Origin of the sequence: Spirosoma sordidisoli (assembly GCF_004138325.1) — a bacterium.
Classification (GTDB): Bacteria; Bacteroidota; Bacteroidia; order Cytophagales; family Spirosomataceae; genus Spirosoma; species Spirosoma sordidisoli.
Genome location: NZ_SBLB01000002.1, coordinates 301,992 through 319,135, shown reverse-complemented (window position 1 = coordinate 319,135; position 17,144 = coordinate 301,992). Strand labels below are relative to the sequence as shown.

The 17,144-nt window shown below is 57.2% G+C and carries 15 protein-coding genes; 12 read left to right on the top strand and 3 right to left on the bottom strand.

Annotated features, from left to right (window positions below; genetic code table 11):
• Positions 1-8 precede the first annotated feature (8 nt).
• Positions 9-854 carry an AraC family transcriptional regulator gene (locus EQG79_RS09810; protein WP_129601368.1) on the bottom strand — a complete coding sequence of 282 codons (846 nt, stop codon included), beginning with the start codon at positions 852-854 and terminating at the stop codon, positions 9-11.
• Positions 855-1,026: 172 nt separating this feature from the next.
• On the opposite strand from EQG79_RS09810, the gene EQG79_RS09805 reads away from it, so the two are divergent.
• The 4 genes from EQG79_RS09805 (at position 1,027) to kdpA (EQG79_RS09790) (ending at position 5,975) form a co-directional block, all read left to right on the top strand.
• Complete coding sequence (locus EQG79_RS09805; RefSeq protein WP_129601367.1) at positions 1,027-1,824, top strand: phytanoyl-CoA dioxygenase family protein; 798 nt, start codon at positions 1,027-1,029, stop codon at positions 1,822-1,824.
• Between the two features lie 82 nt (positions 1,825-1,906).
• On the top strand, positions 1,907-3,748 hold the full coding sequence (locus EQG79_RS09800; protein ID WP_129601366.1) for a glycoside hydrolase family 13 protein: 1,842 nt from the start codon (positions 1,907-1,909) through the stop codon (positions 3,746-3,748).
• 396 nt (positions 3,749-4,144) lie between these two features.
• Entirely contained in the window at positions 4,145-4,225 is an 81-nt protein-coding gene (locus EQG79_RS31610; RefSeq protein WP_077921881.1) for a potassium-transporting ATPase subunit F, read from the top strand.
• Between the two features lie 34 nt (positions 4,226-4,259).
• Positions 4,260-5,975, top strand: coding sequence for a potassium-transporting ATPase subunit KdpA (kdpA, locus tag EQG79_RS09790; RefSeq protein ID WP_129601365.1), 1,716 nt, complete (start codon positions 4,260-4,262; stop codon positions 5,973-5,975).
• Here kdpA (EQG79_RS09790) and EQG79_RS09785 read toward each other — a convergent pair.
• Both EQG79_RS09785 and EQG79_RS09780 read right to left on the bottom strand, forming a co-directional pair.
• The gene (locus EQG79_RS09785) at positions 5,967-6,239 is read right to left on the bottom strand and encodes a toxin-antitoxin system TumE family protein (protein WP_129601364.1); all 273 of its coding nucleotides are present in this window, start codon (positions 6,237-6,239) and stop codon (positions 5,967-5,969) included. The genes kdpA (EQG79_RS09790) and EQG79_RS09785 overlap by 9 nt on opposite strands.
• Before the next feature lie 73 nt (positions 6,240-6,312).
• On the bottom strand, positions 6,313-6,609 hold the full coding sequence (locus tag EQG79_RS09780) for a hypothetical protein (protein ID WP_077921878.1): 297 nt from the start codon (positions 6,607-6,609) through the stop codon (positions 6,313-6,315).
• 32 nt (positions 6,610-6,641) lie between these two features.
• Between EQG79_RS09780 and kdpB the strand changes: the two genes are divergently transcribed.
• From kdpB to EQG79_RS09740, 8 genes are all read left to right on the top strand, one after another.
• A complete protein-coding gene (kdpB, locus tag EQG79_RS09775; protein ID WP_129601363.1) occupies positions 6,642-8,717 on the top strand; it encodes a potassium-transporting ATPase subunit KdpB in 2,076 nt (691 codons plus the stop codon).
• A gap of 77 nt (positions 8,718-8,794) precedes the next feature.
• The gene (locus EQG79_RS09770; RefSeq protein ID WP_129601362.1) at positions 8,795-9,358 is read left to right on the top strand and encodes a K(+)-transporting ATPase subunit C; all 564 of its coding nucleotides are present in this window, start codon (positions 8,795-8,797) and stop codon (positions 9,356-9,358) included.
• 15 nt (positions 9,359-9,373) lie between these two features.
• Positions 9,374-11,077, top strand: a complete 1,704-nt coding sequence (gene kdpA, locus EQG79_RS09765) for a potassium-transporting ATPase subunit KdpA (RefSeq protein ID WP_129601361.1) — start codon at positions 9,374-9,376, stop codon at positions 11,075-11,077.
• Positions 11,078-11,175: 98 nt separating this feature from the next.
• On the top strand, positions 11,176-12,309 hold the full coding sequence (locus tag EQG79_RS09760) for a porin (RefSeq protein WP_129601360.1): 1,134 nt from the start codon (positions 11,176-11,178) through the stop codon (positions 12,307-12,309).
• 8 nt (positions 12,310-12,317) lie between these two features.
• A complete protein-coding gene (locus EQG79_RS09755) occupies positions 12,318-13,442 on the top strand; it encodes a histidine kinase (protein ID WP_077921873.1) in 1,125 nt (374 codons plus the stop codon).
• Positions 13,443-13,449: 7 nt separating this feature from the next.
• The gene (locus EQG79_RS09750) at positions 13,450-15,294 is read left to right on the top strand and encodes a HAMP domain-containing sensor histidine kinase (protein ID WP_129601359.1); all 1,845 of its coding nucleotides are present in this window, start codon (positions 13,450-13,452) and stop codon (positions 15,292-15,294) included.
• Between the two features lie 42 nt (positions 15,295-15,336).
• Positions 15,337-16,173, top strand: coding sequence for a ThuA domain-containing protein (locus EQG79_RS09745; protein ID WP_077921871.1), 837 nt, complete (start codon positions 15,337-15,339; stop codon positions 16,171-16,173).
• Positions 16,174-16,284: 111 nt separating this feature from the next.
• Positions 16,285-17,127, top strand: a complete 843-nt coding sequence (locus EQG79_RS09740) for an SMP-30/gluconolactonase/LRE family protein (RefSeq protein WP_240699323.1) — start codon at positions 16,285-16,287, stop codon at positions 17,125-17,127.
• Positions 17,128-17,144 lie beyond the last annotated feature (17 nt).

The window sequence follows — 17,144 nt, the reverse complement described above, 5'->3', positions numbered from 1 at the left end:
ACCCATATTCAGATACGGTGCTGCGCCCGGTAGAGACCCGGTGCGGTATGGAGCCGGCGCTGAAAAAGCCGGTTGAGGGTGCTGATGTTGTCGAAACCCGTTTGGGTGGCTATCTGGCCCACCGGCAGATCGGTAGCAACCAGCAATTGGCATACGTGCGTCAGGCGAACTTTGTTGAGGTAATCGACGAACGTTACGCCCATGTGTTGTTTGAACCACCGGCAAAAGGCATTGGGCGCAAAATGACAGACCCGAGCCATTTCGGCCAGCGGAATCGGCCGCTGATAATGGACGTTCACGTAATCGATGGCGGTGCGGATGCGGGTCGATGCGTCGGTTAGAGCCGCGTGTCGCTGATAAGTCTGCAGCAGGATCGGTTCCCGGGCGGGTAGCTCCTGTAGCTGGTTGAGCAGGGCGAAGAGGCCGGCCAGCGCAGACAGGCCCGGATGCTGGATGATCTGCCGGATGGTTGTTACCAGGTCGGTACCGGGCCGGGCAAAGGCGAGGCCGCGCCGGGCCGCGTCGAACAACCCCTGCAGCGGAGCACATTCGACGAACCCATCGAACAAAGACCGCGGAAACTGAATGACGAGGGCTTCGACCAGCGGAACGGCTTCGTCTTCGTAGCTCACGAACGTATGGGGCAGGTTCTCGCCAATCAGGAATAGATCGCCTTCGTCGTACAGGGCTATGTCGTCACCGATGAACCGCATGCCTTTGCCACGGGCAAAAAACACAAGCTCCAGTTCAGGATGGTAATGCCAGTGGGACCGGAACGCGGGCTGGTTCAGCCGAAACGCTCTGAACGAAGCCAGGCCCTTTGTCGAAATACCAGCTTCCAGTTCGGGTTTCATTACCTATTTTACCTGTATATACGCATAAAAGTCAATCTGATGGTAATATCGGAAAAGTATTCGGATAAATGGGTAATCCAGGATGACAGACTCGCGATAGAACTTTGTGGCATCAGTCAAAACCACATAAGCTCTAAACGACTCAAGTGAACCAACCCAATCAGCGATAACCATGACCCGCCTGGATACCCCTTACGAACTCACGCCCGACCAGATCGATTTTTACCAGACCAACCAGTTCATCAAGCTAAAGCACGTCTTCGACGCCGATACGCTGGCCCATTACAACGAAGTCATTACCCGGCAGGTTTCCCACATGAACACCGTCACTACCCACCTGACCGAACGCGACACCTACGGCAAGGCGTTTTTGCAGCTGTTCAACCTCTGGCGCGAAAACGAAGCCATCCGAACGCTGGTGTTCAGCAAACGACTGGCCAAACTGGCCGCGGATCTGATGCAGGTAGCCGGCGTCCGGATCTATCATGACCAGGCCCTGTTCAAAGAAGGCGGTGGGGGCATCACCCCCTGGCATGCCGATCAGTATTACTGGCCGCTGAGCAGCGACAAAACCATCACGGCCTGGATTCCCCTGCAGGCAACGCCACTGCCGCTGGGTCCACTCGAGTTCAGCGCCGGGAGCCACCGAATTGTGGAAGGCCGCGACCTCAAAATCAGCGACGACAGCGAAACGCTGATTGCCGAAAAACTGCGGGTTACGGACTTCAAACACGTGATCGAACCGTTTGATCTGGGCGAAGTCAGTTTTCATTCGGGCTGGGTGTTTCACCGGGCCGGGGCCAACCTGACCGACCAGACCCGCAAGGTTATGACGGTCATCTACATGGATAAAACCATGCGGCTGAAACAACCCACCAACCGCAATCAGGAAAACGACTGGCATACCTGGTGTCCGGGTGCAACGGTAGGCCAGGTGATCGATACGGCGCTGAACCCCGTGCTATACTGACCCCCTGCCGAGCCGGTCAGGCTGGCCGGCCTTTCTGCCTACGTCCTTCTTTTTGCCTTCAACCTATCTCGTCTTTTTACCTATGCCCCGATTTATTCTGCTGGCTTTGCTGCTGGCTCTGACACCCGTAACCCTGCTTTTTGCCCAACGCGTTGAACCTGCTTTCTGGTGGGTCGGCCTGAAAGATCCTCACCTGCAGGTACTGATTCACGAAAAAAATATTGGCGATACGCAGCCCCGCCTGTCGTATCCGGGGGTAACGATGACGAAGGTCAGCCGGGTCAAAAGCCCCAATTACCTCTTTATTGACCTGGTTATTGGCCCCGGCGCCAAACCCGGTACGTTCCCGATCCAGTTCCTCAGAAACGGCAGACCGGCACAAACAGTTGTTTATGAGCTGAAAGCCCGGAAAGCCAACTCGGCCCAGCGGCAGGGGTATACGGCGGCCGACGTCATGTACCTCATCACTCCCGATCGCTTCGCCAACGGAAACCCGGCCAACGACAACGCGGCCGATCTGGCCGACAAAGCCAGCCGCACCGGCCGCGATACGCGCCACGGGGGCGACATTCAGGGCATCATCAACCACCTCGACTACCTCCAGGATATGGGCATCACGGCCCTGTGGGTCAACCCACTGGTGGAGAACAACATGCCTTCCGGGTCGTATCACGGCTATGCCAGCACAGATTTTTACCGAATCGACCCCCGTTTCGGCAGCAACACCGACTACCTAACCCTCTCCCAAGCTGCCAGCCAGCGAGGCATCAAACTCATCATCGACCTGATCATGAACCACTGCGGCTCGTCGCACTGGTGGATGAACGACCTGCCTACCGACGACTGGCTGAACGAACAGAAAAAGCCCCGGATTACCCACCACGCCCGCGAGAGCATCCAGGACCCCTACGCGTCTGACTACGACCGGCGCCTGCACGCCGACGGCTGGTTTGTACCGACGATGCCCGATCTGAACCAGCGCAATCCGCTGCTGGCCACCTACCTGATTCAGAACACGATCTGGTGGGTCGAATACGCCGACCTGCACGGCATCCGGATGGATACCTACCCGTATCCCGACAAGGATTTCATGACGCAGTGGTCGAAACGGCTCATGCAGGAGTATCCCAACCTGAATATGGTCGGCGAAGAATGGTCGCTGAATCCGGCAATCGTAGCTTTCTGGCAAAAAGGAAAGCAGAACCGCAATGGGTACGTTTCCTACATGCCCGGCATGTTCGATTTCCCGCTGCAGAATGCCCTGGTCGAGTCCCTCAACGAAGACGACCGGCAGTATAACCGGGGGCTGGTCAAGCTCTACCAGACCCTCGCGCAGGATTTTCTGTATGAGCGCCCCCAGAACCTGGTTACGTTTCCGGACAACCATGACATGAGCCGGTTTTACACACAGATTCATGAGGATTTTGCGCTGTGGCAGATGGGGATGATCCACCTGTTGACCACCCGCGGCATTCCACAGCTGTTTTACGGCACCGAAGTCCTGATGACCAACCCGAAGAGCGACCGGCACGACGAAATCCGGGGTGAAATGCCCGGGGGCTGGCCCGATCATACTGCCAGCGCGTTTACCGGCCAGGGGCTGACTGAGCAACAGGTAGCGGCCCGGGCGTTTCTGAGAAAACTCCTGCGCTGGCGTCGTACCAACGAGGCTGTGCAGACCGGACAACTCAAGCACTTCGCGGCCCGCGATGGCCTCTACGTATACGTCCGCTACACCAACACGCAGAAGGTGCTGGTGGTGATGAACAAGCTCCCGGAAACTACCACGCTCGATACCGCCCGGTATGGCGAAGTGCTGGCCGGTCATACAACCGCCCGAAACGTACTGACCGGCCAAACGCAGCCATTAAGCCAGCCGCTGTCCATAGCCGGCAAATCGGCCGTTATCTTCGAGCTTCGATAAGCAAACCATCCGAACAAGTGGTCCGTGTCCGCACCGACACTACCAAATTGAAAAGCCGACCCTACCATTTTGGTAGGGTCGGCTTTTTCTATTCCCCGCTCCTCAATCCACTCGACCAACACAAACTCCTCACTTACAGATAGCTATAGCCAACACCCGTTTTTCACGACCAGTTTGGACTCCTTTTTGGCACAGGGTAGTCAGCAACCAACCTGATCAATACAATGGCTACTGTTCTGCTGCTTCTCGTTTCGGCCCTGCTCTGCTTCGCCGTATTCTACAAAACCATCGAATGGTTCGAACGAATCTAAACCTGTTATCATCAACCGCCATCCACTGGCTAAAGCAGGCGCAACGGCTGGCTAGCCGGGTGCTTGCGGCTTCACACACACGATCATGCTGACGATCCTGTTTATCATTTCACTCCTGGCTTTTGCCTACATGCTGTATGTGCTTATCCGGCCCGAACGGTTCTAAACCAGCCTCCAGGCTTCGATTTAAACGTTAACCCATGACAACTGAATTATTAGGCGTGGTGGCCATGTACGGCCTGACCGTCCTGCTGGCGATTCCACTGGGCAAGTACCTCGCCAGCGTGTTTGCCAATAAGCCCAGCGCACTCGACTTTATGGCGCCCGTCGAACGGCTGATCTACCGGATCGGCGGTATCGACGACACCCGCGACATGCACTGGAAAGAGAATCTGGTGGCGCTGCTGACCATCAATCTGGTCTGGTTTCTGCTCGCTTTCGTTCTGCTGCTCACCCAGGGCTCGCTCCCGCTGAACCCCGACGGGAACCCGTCCATGTCGCCCGATCTGGCGTTCAACACCGCCATTAGTTTTCTCGTCAACTGCGATCTGCAGCATTATTCGGGCGAGTCGGGGCTGACGTATCTGACGCAGCTGGGGGTAATCACCTTTCTGCAATTTGTATCGGCGGCCACGGGCATTGCCGCGCTGGTGCTGCTTTTCCGGCATTTTCTGCCGCAGACGACCGACCGGTCGGGTAACTTTTATACTTTTTTTGTCCGGTCGATCACCCGCCTGCTGCTCCCTCTCTCGCTCGTGGTGGCACTGGTGCTGGCCTTCAACGGTACACCGGCCAGCTTTGCCGGTAAAGACACCCTGATTACGATGGAGGGCGATACCGTGGGCGTTTCGCGCGGCCCGGCCGCCGGTATGATTGCCATCAAACACCTGGGCACCAACGGGGGCGGCTGGTTCGGTGCCAACTCGGCCCACCCATTCGAAAACCCCAATTACCTGACCAACATGGTCGAGATGATTGCGCAGGTACTGATCCCGATGGCCATGGTGTTTGCTCTGGGCTTTTTCATTAACCGGCGCAAGTTTGCCTGGATCGTCTTTGGTGTCATGACTACCGGCATGCTGCTGTTACTACTACCCACCATCTGGTCGGAGCTGAACGGGAATCCGGCCCTGACGCAGCTGGGCATTGCCCAGCCGACCGGCGCCATGGAAGGCAAAGAAGTTCGTTTCGGCCCGCTGGCTTCGGCTTACTGGAGTATTGTGACGACGATTATCTCGACGGGTTCGGTCAACAGCATGCACGATTCGGCCATGCCTTTGTCGGGCGCTATGCAGCTGCTGGGCATGATGACCAACGCTTTCTATGGGGGCTGCGGAGTAGGCTTTCTGAACTACTACATCTTCCTGATCGTAGCGGTCTTTATCTCCGGGCTGATGGTTGGGCGGACTCCCGAGTTTTTCGGCCGCAAAGTCGAAGCCCGCGAAATGAAGATTGCCTCGCTGATCGCCATCCTGCACCCGTTCCTCATCCTGGCGGGTACGGCTCTGTCGTCGTACGTGCTGATCCATAGCCCCGACGCCGACTGGGCCGTTAAGCCCGCCAACTGGCTCAACAACCCCGGTTTTCATGGTTTTTCGGAGATGCTTTACGAATTCACCTCATCGGCCGCCAACAACGGTTCGGGCTTCGAAGGTCTGGGCGATAACAATATGTTCTGGAATATATCGACGGGCTTTGTACTGATTCTGGGTCGGTTCCTGCCCATCATCGGACCGCTGGCTATTGCCGGGCTACTGGCGCAGAAGAAGTACGTACCCGAAAGCGCCGGCACCCTCCCGACCGATACCGGCACGTTCGGACTGATGACGTTTGCCGTCATCGCCATCATTGCGGCCCTGTCGTTCTTTCCGGCCCTGGCGCTAGGTCCGCTAGCCGAGTTTTTCTCTCTACACTGACCCTTGTACGGCAATGAAAGCAAGGACTTTTTCGAGCGTCATCGGTTCCGAGGGGAGCACGTTTTCTTCCGTATTTACATGCTGGTGGTAGGGCGACGTATAAATCCCAGGCATATCATGGGCATTGTCCCAACGAACGATAAGAGTATGATTGGCAGTCTGCCACTGGTAGGCGTAGTCGATCCAGCCAGTAGCTAACACATGATTCTCACGAATATGAACAACGGACTGATCGATCAGGGTAAGGCGCCCTCGAATCTGCATAATACCTGGCCTGTAAACAGGTTTAAGGGAAGAAGCCTCTGTGATAAAACGGGCAAAGGCTGCAAATCATGAATCATAGTGTCAATGTGGCCAACCGCTTTTCAATGCTCCGCAGCACCGTAAGCTCTGCCCGCCAGTCCATGCTGTCATCGTCGCGCTCGAACAGGCTGAACTGGGTAAGCAAATGAAACTGCTTATCAAATTCAGCATACGTCATTTCGTACTTTTTCTCGAACGCGTCAATACGACCCAGGCTGACCTTAAGTTCCTGCAATAGTTCTTCTCTGGCCTTTTTGATGGCGTAATCCGTACTGGAAGCATATCCCATTTCGTGGAAGATGCTTTCAACCGAAGTCTGCTCAACTGTCATAGTTACATGTCGTTTTATCAAAGTTAACAAAAATGGCAAAACAAGCCTCCCCATCACTGTTCCAGCGCGACCTGGTGGGAACTGCCCTAAAAGATTCATTCGTTAAACTAAACCCGGCGCTTCTGATTAAGAATCCGGTTATGTTTACGGTCGAAATCGGCACCTTCGTGATGCTGGCCGTCACGATCTACATTGCGCTCTCGGGCGATACGACCCAGGGCTCACTGGCCTACAATATCGTCATTACGGCCGTGCTGCTGCTGACGATCCTGTTCGCCAACTTTGCCGAAGCCATTGCCGAAGCACGGGGAAAAGCCCAGGCTGAGTCGCTCCGCAAAACCCGCCAGGAGACACCCGCCAAGGTGATCCGGCCGGTGGGCGCCTACCAGCTGGACGAAGTAGAAACGATCTCGTCGGCCCAACTCCGTAAAGGCGATGTGTTTCTCTGCGAGCCGGGCGATATCATCCCGTCCGACGGCGACATCATCGAAGGGCTGGCTACCATCGACGAATCGGCCATTACGGGCGAGTCGGCGCCGGTGATCCGCGAAGCCGGTGGCGACAAATCGTCGGTCACGGGGGGTACCAAAGTTCTGTCGGACCGGATCAAGGTCATCGTGACGACCCAGCCGGGCGAGTCGTTTCTCGACAAGATGATTGCGCTGGTGGAAGGAGCCTCGCGGCAGAAAACACCGAACGAAATTGCGCTCACCATCCTGCTGGCGGGCTTTACGCTGGTGTTCATCATCGTCTGCGTAACGCTGCAGCCCTTTGCCGTCTATGCCAACACGCCCATTACCATTGCGGCCCTGATCTCGCTCTTCGTCTGTCTGATTCCGACCACCATTGGCGGGTTGCTGTCGGCCATCGGCATTGCGGGTATGGACCGGGCCCTGCGCGCCAACGTCATTGCCAAGTCGGGTCGGGCCGTAGAAACAGCGGGGGATATCGACACGCTGCTGCTCGACAAAACCGGCACCATCACCATCGGCAACCGGAAAGCCACTCACTTTTATGCCGCGCCAGGTATCGACCAGGCCGACATGATCCGGGCGTCGGCGCTGAGTTCGCTGGCCGACGAAACGCCCGAAGGTAAGTCGATTGTCGAGCTGGCCGGTACCGATGTGACCCGCTCGCTCAGCACGACCGGTGCTACCCTGATCAAGTTTACCGCCGAAACGCGCTCGTCGGGTATCGACCTGCCGCAACCAGGAAAAGGCAATGCAACTGACGTACTTCGTATCCGAAAAGGGGCCGTCGATTCCATTCGGGCACTGGTTGAAAAAGCCGGTCAGCCCTTCCCGACCGAAACGACCGACAAAGCCAACGACATTGCAGCCAATGGCGGCACCCCCCTTGTCGTGACCGAAAATGAACGGGTCATGGGCGTCATCGAGTTGCAGGATATCATCAAGCCGGGCATTGCCGAACGGTTCGACCGGCTCCGCAAGATGGGCGTCAAGACCGTTATGGTAACCGGCGATAACCCCCTTACGGCCCGGTTCATCGCCCAGAAAGCGGGCGTCGATGATTTCATTGCCGAAGCCAAGCCCGAAGACAAGATGCAGTACATACGCCACGAACAGACCGGCGGCAAACTCGTAGCCATGATGGGCGACGGCACCAACGACGCGCCCGCCCTGGCCCAGGCCGACGTGGGTGTGGCAATGAACTCAGGAACGCAGGCTGCCAAAGAAGCGGGCAATATGGTCGACCTCGACAACGACCCCACCAAGCTGATCGAGGTAGTTGAGATTGGAAAGCAGCTGCTGATTACGCGGGGTACGCTGACCACCTTCAGCATCGCCAACGACGTAGCCAAGTACTTCGCCATCGTACCGGCGCTGTTCGTGGCCAGCATACCGGCGCTGCAACGCATGAACCTGATGCAACTCCACTCGCCGGAGTCGGCTATTCTGTCGGCGGTGATCTTCAACGCCATCATCATACCGGTGCTGATTCCGCTGGCTCTGCGGGGCGTAGCCTACAAACCGATCGGAGCCAGTGCGCTGCTGCGCCGGAACCTCTTCATCTACGGATTTGGCGGTCTGGTAGCCCCCTTCGTCGGCATCAAACTGCTCGATCTGCTTGTAGGACTGTTCGTCTGATCAACTGATTCACGCAGCGTCGGGTATCCGGCCCGACGCTGCCCCATAAACAGCCGGGTGAAACCGGCATTAATCTCATGAGTAAACACCTGTCACCCGCTATCCGACTTTCGCTGGTCCTGCTGGTTCTTGTATCCGTTATTTATCCGCTCGTTATTGCGGGCGTGGCCAAACTGGCTCCCGGCGGGGGAGATGGCGAAACCGTATCGATAAACGGCAAGGTTGTCGGGTACGCCAACCTGGGTCAATCGTTTACCGAAGACCGGTATTTCAACTCGCGCCCGTCGGCCGTTGACTATAACGCAGCCGGGTCGGCGGGGTCCAACAAAGGCCCGAGCAACCCCGATTATCTGAAAACGGTTCAGGCCCGCATCGATACGTTTCTGGTGCACAACCCTGGGGTTCGGCGGGCCGACATCCCGGCCGAACTGGTCACGGCATCGGGTTCGGGCCTCGACCCGCACCTGTCGCCGGCCGCTGCGGCTATTCAGGTGGCCCGGATTGCGCGGGTACGGAAGCTCCCCGCCAACCGGCTGACCCAACTCATCGGCGAGCATACCGAGAAACCACTACTCGGCCTGTTTGGCCCCGAAACAGTTAACGTACTGAAACTGAACGTAGCGCTCGATCAGCTGCGATAGCTATTACGGCTTGCTATGCGTTTTGACCTGATAGGCCTGACCCTGTTTTTTACAGCGTCGATGGGGCTGGCCATCCTGACGGGCCGGTACATAGGCCGGGTTTTTCGAGGGAATAGCACCTGGCTGGACTGGCTGGGGCCCCTTGAGCGGCAGCTTTACCGGCTGATCGGTGTAGACCCGAACGAGCCCATGACCTGGCAGCAATATGCTCTGGCCCTTGGCACCCTGAATGGCGTCTGGCTCGTTTATGCCTTCGGAATGTTGCTGGTTCAGTCGGTTATACCCGTCTGGAACCAGCAGCAGATTCCGGATATGGACTGGATGCTGGCCCTCAACACCGCCATCAGTTTTCTGACCAGCACCAACCTGCAGCATTATTCAGGCGAGAGTGGTGTCACCTATTTCAGCCAGATGGGTGTGCTCATGTTTCTCCAGTTCGCTTCGGCGGCTACCAGTCTGTCGGTAGGCGTCGCCGTGGTCCGGTCGTTACAACCGCACACGTCCCGCAACGTCGGTAATCTCTACCAGGATCTGGTTCTGTCGATCACCCGCGTGTTTATGCCACTGTCGCTAATCGGGGCTATAGCACTGGTGCTGACGGGGGTACCCATGACATTCTCATCCTACTCGGTCATTGAGACCATGGAGGGCGTTTCACAAACGATTGCATCGGGTCCGGTAGCAGCGATGCTGCCCATCAAGCACCTGGGTTCGAACGGGGGCGGTTTCTTCGGCGCCAACACGGCGCATCCGTTGGAGAACCCCAACGCTTTCAGCTACCTGATCAACCTGCTCAACGTACTGCTGCTGCCAATGGCGTTTATCTGCTTCGTCGGGGATTTTCTGAACCGGCGAAAGCTGGCGGTAATCCTGTTCACGATCATGACCGGGTATTTTCTGGCCCTGACAATCCCGATCGTTACCGAGGAGTTACGCGGAAATCCGGCCATTCAGTCGCTGGGTATCAGCCAGGCGTCGGGCAGTCTGGAAGGCAAGGAGATGCGGTTTGGTACGCTGGCCTCGGCGGTCTGGTGCGGTGTCAATGTCGTTATTCCGGCCGGTACGCTCACCGGCATGCATGACAGCTTCACCCCGCTATCGGGTCTGTTCATGTTGCTGGGCATGCAGCTGGATGCGTTTTATGGCGGAGTGGGGTCCGGTTTCCTGTATATGTTTCTGTACCTTATCATCGCCATGTTCATCGGTAGCCTGATGATTGGCCGCACCCCCGAGCTGCTGGGCAAAAAAGTAGGGATTCCCGAAATGCAGATAGCGTCGGTTATTCTGGTGGCGCTGCCCTTGCTCTATCTGGGCGCTACCGGGCTGGCTGTAGCTATTCATAACGGGCACCCTGACGTGGGCTGGCTCAGCAACCCGGGCTACCACGGCTTTACCACTATGCTCTACGAATTTGTTTCGTCGGCGGCTGGCAACGGGTCGGGGTTCGAAGGGCTCGGCGACAATACCCCTTTCTGGAACCTGTCTACGGCCGTAGTTATGCTGCTGGGGCGCTTCATTCCGCTTATTGGCCCTCTAGCCATTGGAGGGCTGCTGCTCCAAAAGCAGTACGTGCCGCCGACTGTCGGGGTGTTACCCGCTGAATCATGGACGTTCGGGCTGCTGCTGGCAGCGGTCATCATCATCAGCGGGGCGCTTAGTATCTTCCCGGCAGCCACCCTTGGCCCGATAGCCGAATATCTTACCCAGTATCATTTTTGATACGCCGATACCGGCCTGACCAGTCAGGACCGGGCCAGAAGCATGTTATCTGTAAAAAAATAGTACAACAAACCAGGGTTCGTTCAGAACCCATACCCATGAATAAATCGGCTTATTTTTCCCTTCTACTGGCTGCTATGGCGCTTCCTGCCTCGCTGACCGCACAAACCATCGACTCAACGACCAGCCCGGCGGTTACTACCGTTCAGCCATCATCACCGCTCACCCTGACCGGCTATGTCGAAGCGTATTACACCCACGATTTCACCGCGCCCAAAACCAGCCAGGAACGGCCCGGCTTTCTCTACAACCACAGGCGAAACCGGGAGCTGAATATCAACCTGGCCTATGCCCGGCTGGCCTACGCCACCGATCGGGTACGGGGTAATCTGGCGCTTCAGGTCGGTACCTACGGACAATACAACTACGCGGCCGAACAGGGGCTGGTAAAACCGATCTTTGAGGCCAACGCCGGGGTTAAACTGTCGCGCCAACGGGATATCTGGCTCGACGCCGGCATATTTCCGTCGCACATCGGCTTCGAAAGTGCCATCTCCAAAGACTGCTGGACCCTGACGCGGAGCATCCTGGCCGAAAACTCGCCTTACTACCTCGCGGGTGCCAAACTGACCTACGCCAGCCCAAACGGAAAATGGACTCTGCTGGGCTCGGCCCTGAATGGCTGGCAGCGGATCAAAAAAGTGGAGGGATACCGGGGGCCTTCCTTCAGTACGCAGGTGCAGTTCCGGCCCTCGCCCCGGCTGACGCTGAACTGGAGCAGCTTCCTGGGGTCTGACCGGCCCGACTCACTGCGTCAGGGACGTTTCTTCAACAACTTGTACGCCATCATCAACCCCGCCGGCAGAGTAGGCCTGATACTGGGCTTCGACATCGGGGCCGATCGGAAACCAGTCATCGGCAACGGCCAGCGGGCCGGCAGCGGCTCCTACGTCTGGTATTCGCCGGTTATGATTGCCCGGCTGAAAACCTCAGCCACGAGTTACCTGAACGGACGGGTCGAGTATTACGACGACCGGAACGGCGTTATTATCGGCACGCCCGACTTCCAGACCTGGGGTTATTCGCTGGGGTATGACTACGCCATCCTGCCCACGGCCCTGTTCCGGATCGAAGGAAAGGTTTACAACAGCCAGACGTCTATCTTCGCTACGCAGAGCGGTACAGGCCGTAGCAACGCATCCCTGACCACCAGTTTAGCCGTTTCGTTTTAAGCTGTATCATGAACCCGAACGATCAGACTGCCGAACGTTTTCTGAACCTGATCCGCGAATCAAGGCGGGGTAAGTTCAAGATTTACATCGGCATGAGTGCGGGCGTCGGCAAGTCGTACCGGATGCTGCAGGACGCGCACGCCCTCCGGCGCAACGGCGTCGACGCCCGCATCGGGTTCATTGAAACCCACAACCGGGCCGAAACGGCCGCGCTGGTTGTGGGTTTACCCGTTATTGGTCGGCGGAGCCTGTTCTATAAAGGGCGTGCGCTCGACGAAATGGATGTGCAGGCTATTCTGAACGCCCATCCCGAACTGGTGATCGTCGACGAGCTGGCCCATACCAACATTCCCGGGTCGAAGAACGAAAAACGCTGGCAGGACGTGCTCGACATTCTCGACGCCGGCATCAACGTCATCAGCGCGGTCAATATCCAGCATATCGAAAGTTTATACGACGAAGTACGGGCCATTACCGGCATCGACGTAACGGAGCGCGTGCCGGACCGGGTGGTACAGCTCGCCGATGAGGTGGTGAACATCGACCTGACCGCCGATGAGCTGATAGCCCGGCTCCGCGAAGGCAAAATTTACGACCCCGCCAAGGTACAGACGGCTCTGGCTAACTTTTTTCAGCCCGACCGGATTCTGCAGCTGCGCGAACTGGCCCTGCGCGAAGTGGCCTCGGCCGTAGAACGGAAGATCGAACTCAGCCAGCCGCTGAACGGCACGATCCGGGCCGAACGGCTGTTGGCCAGCATCAGCAGCAACCCCGACACCGCCCGCCGAGTGATCCGCAAAACGGCCCGGCTCGCCAGTTACTACCAGTCGCGCTGGTATGTATTGTACGTGCAGACGCCCGCCGAAGCCCCCGACCGCATCCGGCTCGATCTGCAGCGGCACCTCATCAATAACCTGAAACTGGCAACCGAGCTGGGGGCCGAAGTTATCCAGGCCAAAGGCACCAACGTTGTCAACTGCATCATGACCGAAGTCGAGAAACGACAGGTTACCACCGTTTGCATCGGCAAGCCCCATTTCAGCCTGACGCAGATTATTTTGCGCACCTTCGTGTTTAATCAATTACTGAACAAGCTGTCCGAATCCGACACCGATCTGGTTATCCTGTCCTGAAACGAGCATGACCATCAAAGCAAAAATATCGGCTGCGCTGGCGTTCCTCTTCGCCATTATCCTGCTCATGGGCGGGTTGGGAGCCTATTACCTCAACCAGCTGTCTGACGATTCGCAGGCCATTTTGCAGGACAACTACATCTCGCTCGAATACGTAGGCGATATGCAGCGGGCGCTGGCCGATCTTCGGCAGCAGGCCAGCGTACCCGCCAGCGAACGAACCGCCCAGCCCGCCAACGCGCTGAAAGAGTTTGAGATGAACCTACGCCTGCAGGAAGCCAACGTGACCGAAGCCGGCGAACAGTCGCCAACGAGTGCGTTGCGCCGTGAGTTCGACCGGCTCCGGCGCGACCCCACCAGCGCCGACGTGATCCGGCGGATGGAGCAGGCCTTGTTCCGGGTCGATGAGGTCAACCGGCAGGCCATCGTGCGCAAGAATGAAATCGCGAAGCAAACGGCTAAAGACGCCCTGCTCTGGATGGCAGCCGTGGGTACATTCTGCTTCCTGATTGTTTTTTCGTTTATCATCAACTTCCCCGGCTACATTGCCAACCCCCTTCGGGAACTGACGCACGGTATCCGGCAGATTGCCAGCCGTAACTTTGAAGAACGGCTCCATTTCAAGTCCAGCGATGAGTTTGGCGAACTGGCCCGGTCGTTCAACTCGATGGCGCATAAGCTGGACGAATACGAACACTCGAACCTGGCGCGGGTGCTGTTCGAAAAGCGACGCATCGACACGCTTATTCAGATTATGAACGAAGGTATTATTGGCCTCGACGAAAACCGGCGTATTCTTTTTACCAACCCCGTTGCCTGTCGCCTGCTGGGCCTGACCGAAGCACAGCTGAAAGGCCGCTACGCCCCCGATGTAGCCACCTCGAACGACCTCATGCGTACGCTGATCCGGGATGTCATGGACCCGCCGGTACCCGAACCGACCGCCGAACCAGCCGACCCGGACCGGCCAGCGCTGCTGAAGATCTATGACAACGGCAAGGAGAGCTACTTCAACAAACGCACCCATACCGTTTCGGTGACGCGCACCGGCGAAGAGCAGTCGCAACTGGCCGGCTACGTCATTGTGCTGGAAAATATTACCTCCTACAAAGAACTCGATCTGGCCAAAACCAACTTTATCGCTACGGTTTCGCACGAACTAAAAACCCCGCTGTCCAGCATCAAGATGAGCCTGAAGCTGCTGGATGACACCCGCATCGGCCCGCTCAACGACGAACAGCGCGACCTGATCGGCAATGTCCGGGCCGACGCCGACCGGCTGCTGAACCTGACCGGCGAACTGCTGAACATGGCCCAGGTCGAATCAGGGCAGATTCAGCTGAATCTGCAACCGGTAGCTCCGGCCGATATTATCCAGTATGCGGTGAATGCCCTGCGGGTAGCCGCCGACGACAAGCAGATTTCGCTGAACGTGTCGCTGCCCGACCCGCTCCCGGCCGTGCTGGCCGATCCGGACAAGGCGTCGTGGGTACTGATCAACTTTCTGTCGAACGCCATCCGGCACAGCCCGTCGGAGAGTTCGATCGAGATCGCAGCCCGCCAAGCGGACACCTTCGTTGATGTTCGGGTTCGGGATTACGGAACCGGTATCCGACCCGAACACCAGAGCCGGGTATTTGACCGGTACTTCAAGGCGCCGGGTCTCGCTGGCCCCAGCCGAGCCGGGACCGATGGCAAAACCACCGGCGGCACTGGTCTCGGGCTGGCGATATCGAGCGAATTTATCCGGAGTATGAACGGGCAGATCGGCCTCGACACGACCGTTACGGACGGAGCGGCTTTCTTTTTTCGGCTTCCCGTCAGCCAGGCCCTCCCCTACACGCGTAGATAACCCTACCCCCGGTCCTTATAGGTTCATCAACCCATCTCACCGATGAATCGAATCTGCAGAACAGGCGGTATACTCCTCCTGCTAGGCGTACTCAGCCTGGGGCCGGTCTGGTGCCAGTCCGTTACCTGGAAAAAAGTCAGGGTCCTGGTTTACACCAAAAACGGCAAGGGATACGTACACGACAACATCCCCAACGCCGTTGCCTGCATCCGGACACTCGGCCAGCAACACGGGTTTGCGGTCGACGTCGCCGACCAGCCCGACGTGTTTACGGAAGCGAATCTGAAACAATACACCCTGCTTCTTTTTGCCAGCACCAACAACGACGTATTCGATACCGACCAGCAACGCCTGACGTTCCGACGCTACATCGAAGCCGGTGGGGGCTTTGTCGGTATTCATTCCGTGATGGGCACCGAGCGGAACTGGAGCTGGTTCAAGCGAATGATTGGCGGCACGTTTGCCTGGCATCCGCGGTTTCAGCCGTTTACGGTCGAGGTTCTCGACACCCGGCACCCGTCCATGCAGGGCCTGCCCAAACGGTGGCAGAAAGAAGATGAGTTTTATTTCACCAAAGAGATGTCGCCCGGTCCCACGGTGATTATGGCGAGCGATATGACCACGCTGAAGCCGGACGAACCCGAAAAGATAAAAACCTTCGGCGGCTCCTATACACAGCTTTATCCGTCGGCCTGGTACTACCATTTCGACGGCGGGTACACCTGGTGTACGACCCTCGGCCACGCCAAAACGGATTACCTGACCGATGAACTGTTCATCAAACACATCTTCCAGGGCATCCGTTATGTGGCAGGTCAGGTGACTCGAATCGACTTCAGCAAAGCGTATGCCGACAACCGCGATTCGCCAATCCGGTAAGTTTTTACAAACATCAATTCCCTTTCTTCCATGAACAATTCCCTCTGGCCCGGATTTATACTAGCATTGTCTCTGACCACATCAGGGCCTTTATTTAGCCAGTCGACGCCTATGACCCAGACCGAAGCCAGCTCAATTGTGGCACCCAATGCCACCCTTCAGAAGCTATCGAGCCAGTTCAAGTTTACCGAAGGCCCCGCCGTAAACCAGGCAGGGGTGGTTTACTTTACCGACCAGCCTAATGATAAAATATGGACCTACAACCCAGACGGAACGTTTTCTCTCTTCATGGATAAGACGGGGCGCTCGAACGGGATGTACTTCGACCGGCAGGGCAACCTGATCACCTGCGCCGACGAAAAAAACGAGTTGTGGTCGATCGGTCCCGACAAAAAAGTTACGGTCCTGCTGACCGACTTCAACGGCCATCGCTTCAACGGCCCCAACGACCTGTGGATCGACCCGAAAGGCGGGATTTATTTTACCGACCCCTACTACCAGCGCGACTACTGGGAGCGAAAAAAGCCGGAGCTGGACGGTGAAAAAGTGTATTACCTGCCCAAAGGAGCCCGGCAGGCTATTCTGGTAGACAGTGACCTCAAACAGCCCAACGGCATCATAGGCACGCCCGACGGGAAAGTCCTGTACGTGGCCGACATCCGTGATAATAAAACCTACCGGTACGACATCCAGGCCGATGGCATGCTCAAAAACCGACAGCTCTATGTCAGCCAGGGCTCGGACGGCATGACGCTGGACAACAAAGGGAATCTGTACCTGACGGGCAAAGGCGTTACGGTATACGGCCCCGACCGATCGAAACTGATGACCATTCCGGTACCGGCCGGCTGGGTCGGCAACATCTGCTTCGCCGGTAAAAACAACGACATGCTCTTCATCACCGCGTCGGAGTCGGTCTATACGCTTCAGATGCAGGTCAGGGGCGCCCGGTAAGCCAGGGCGCTACTCCC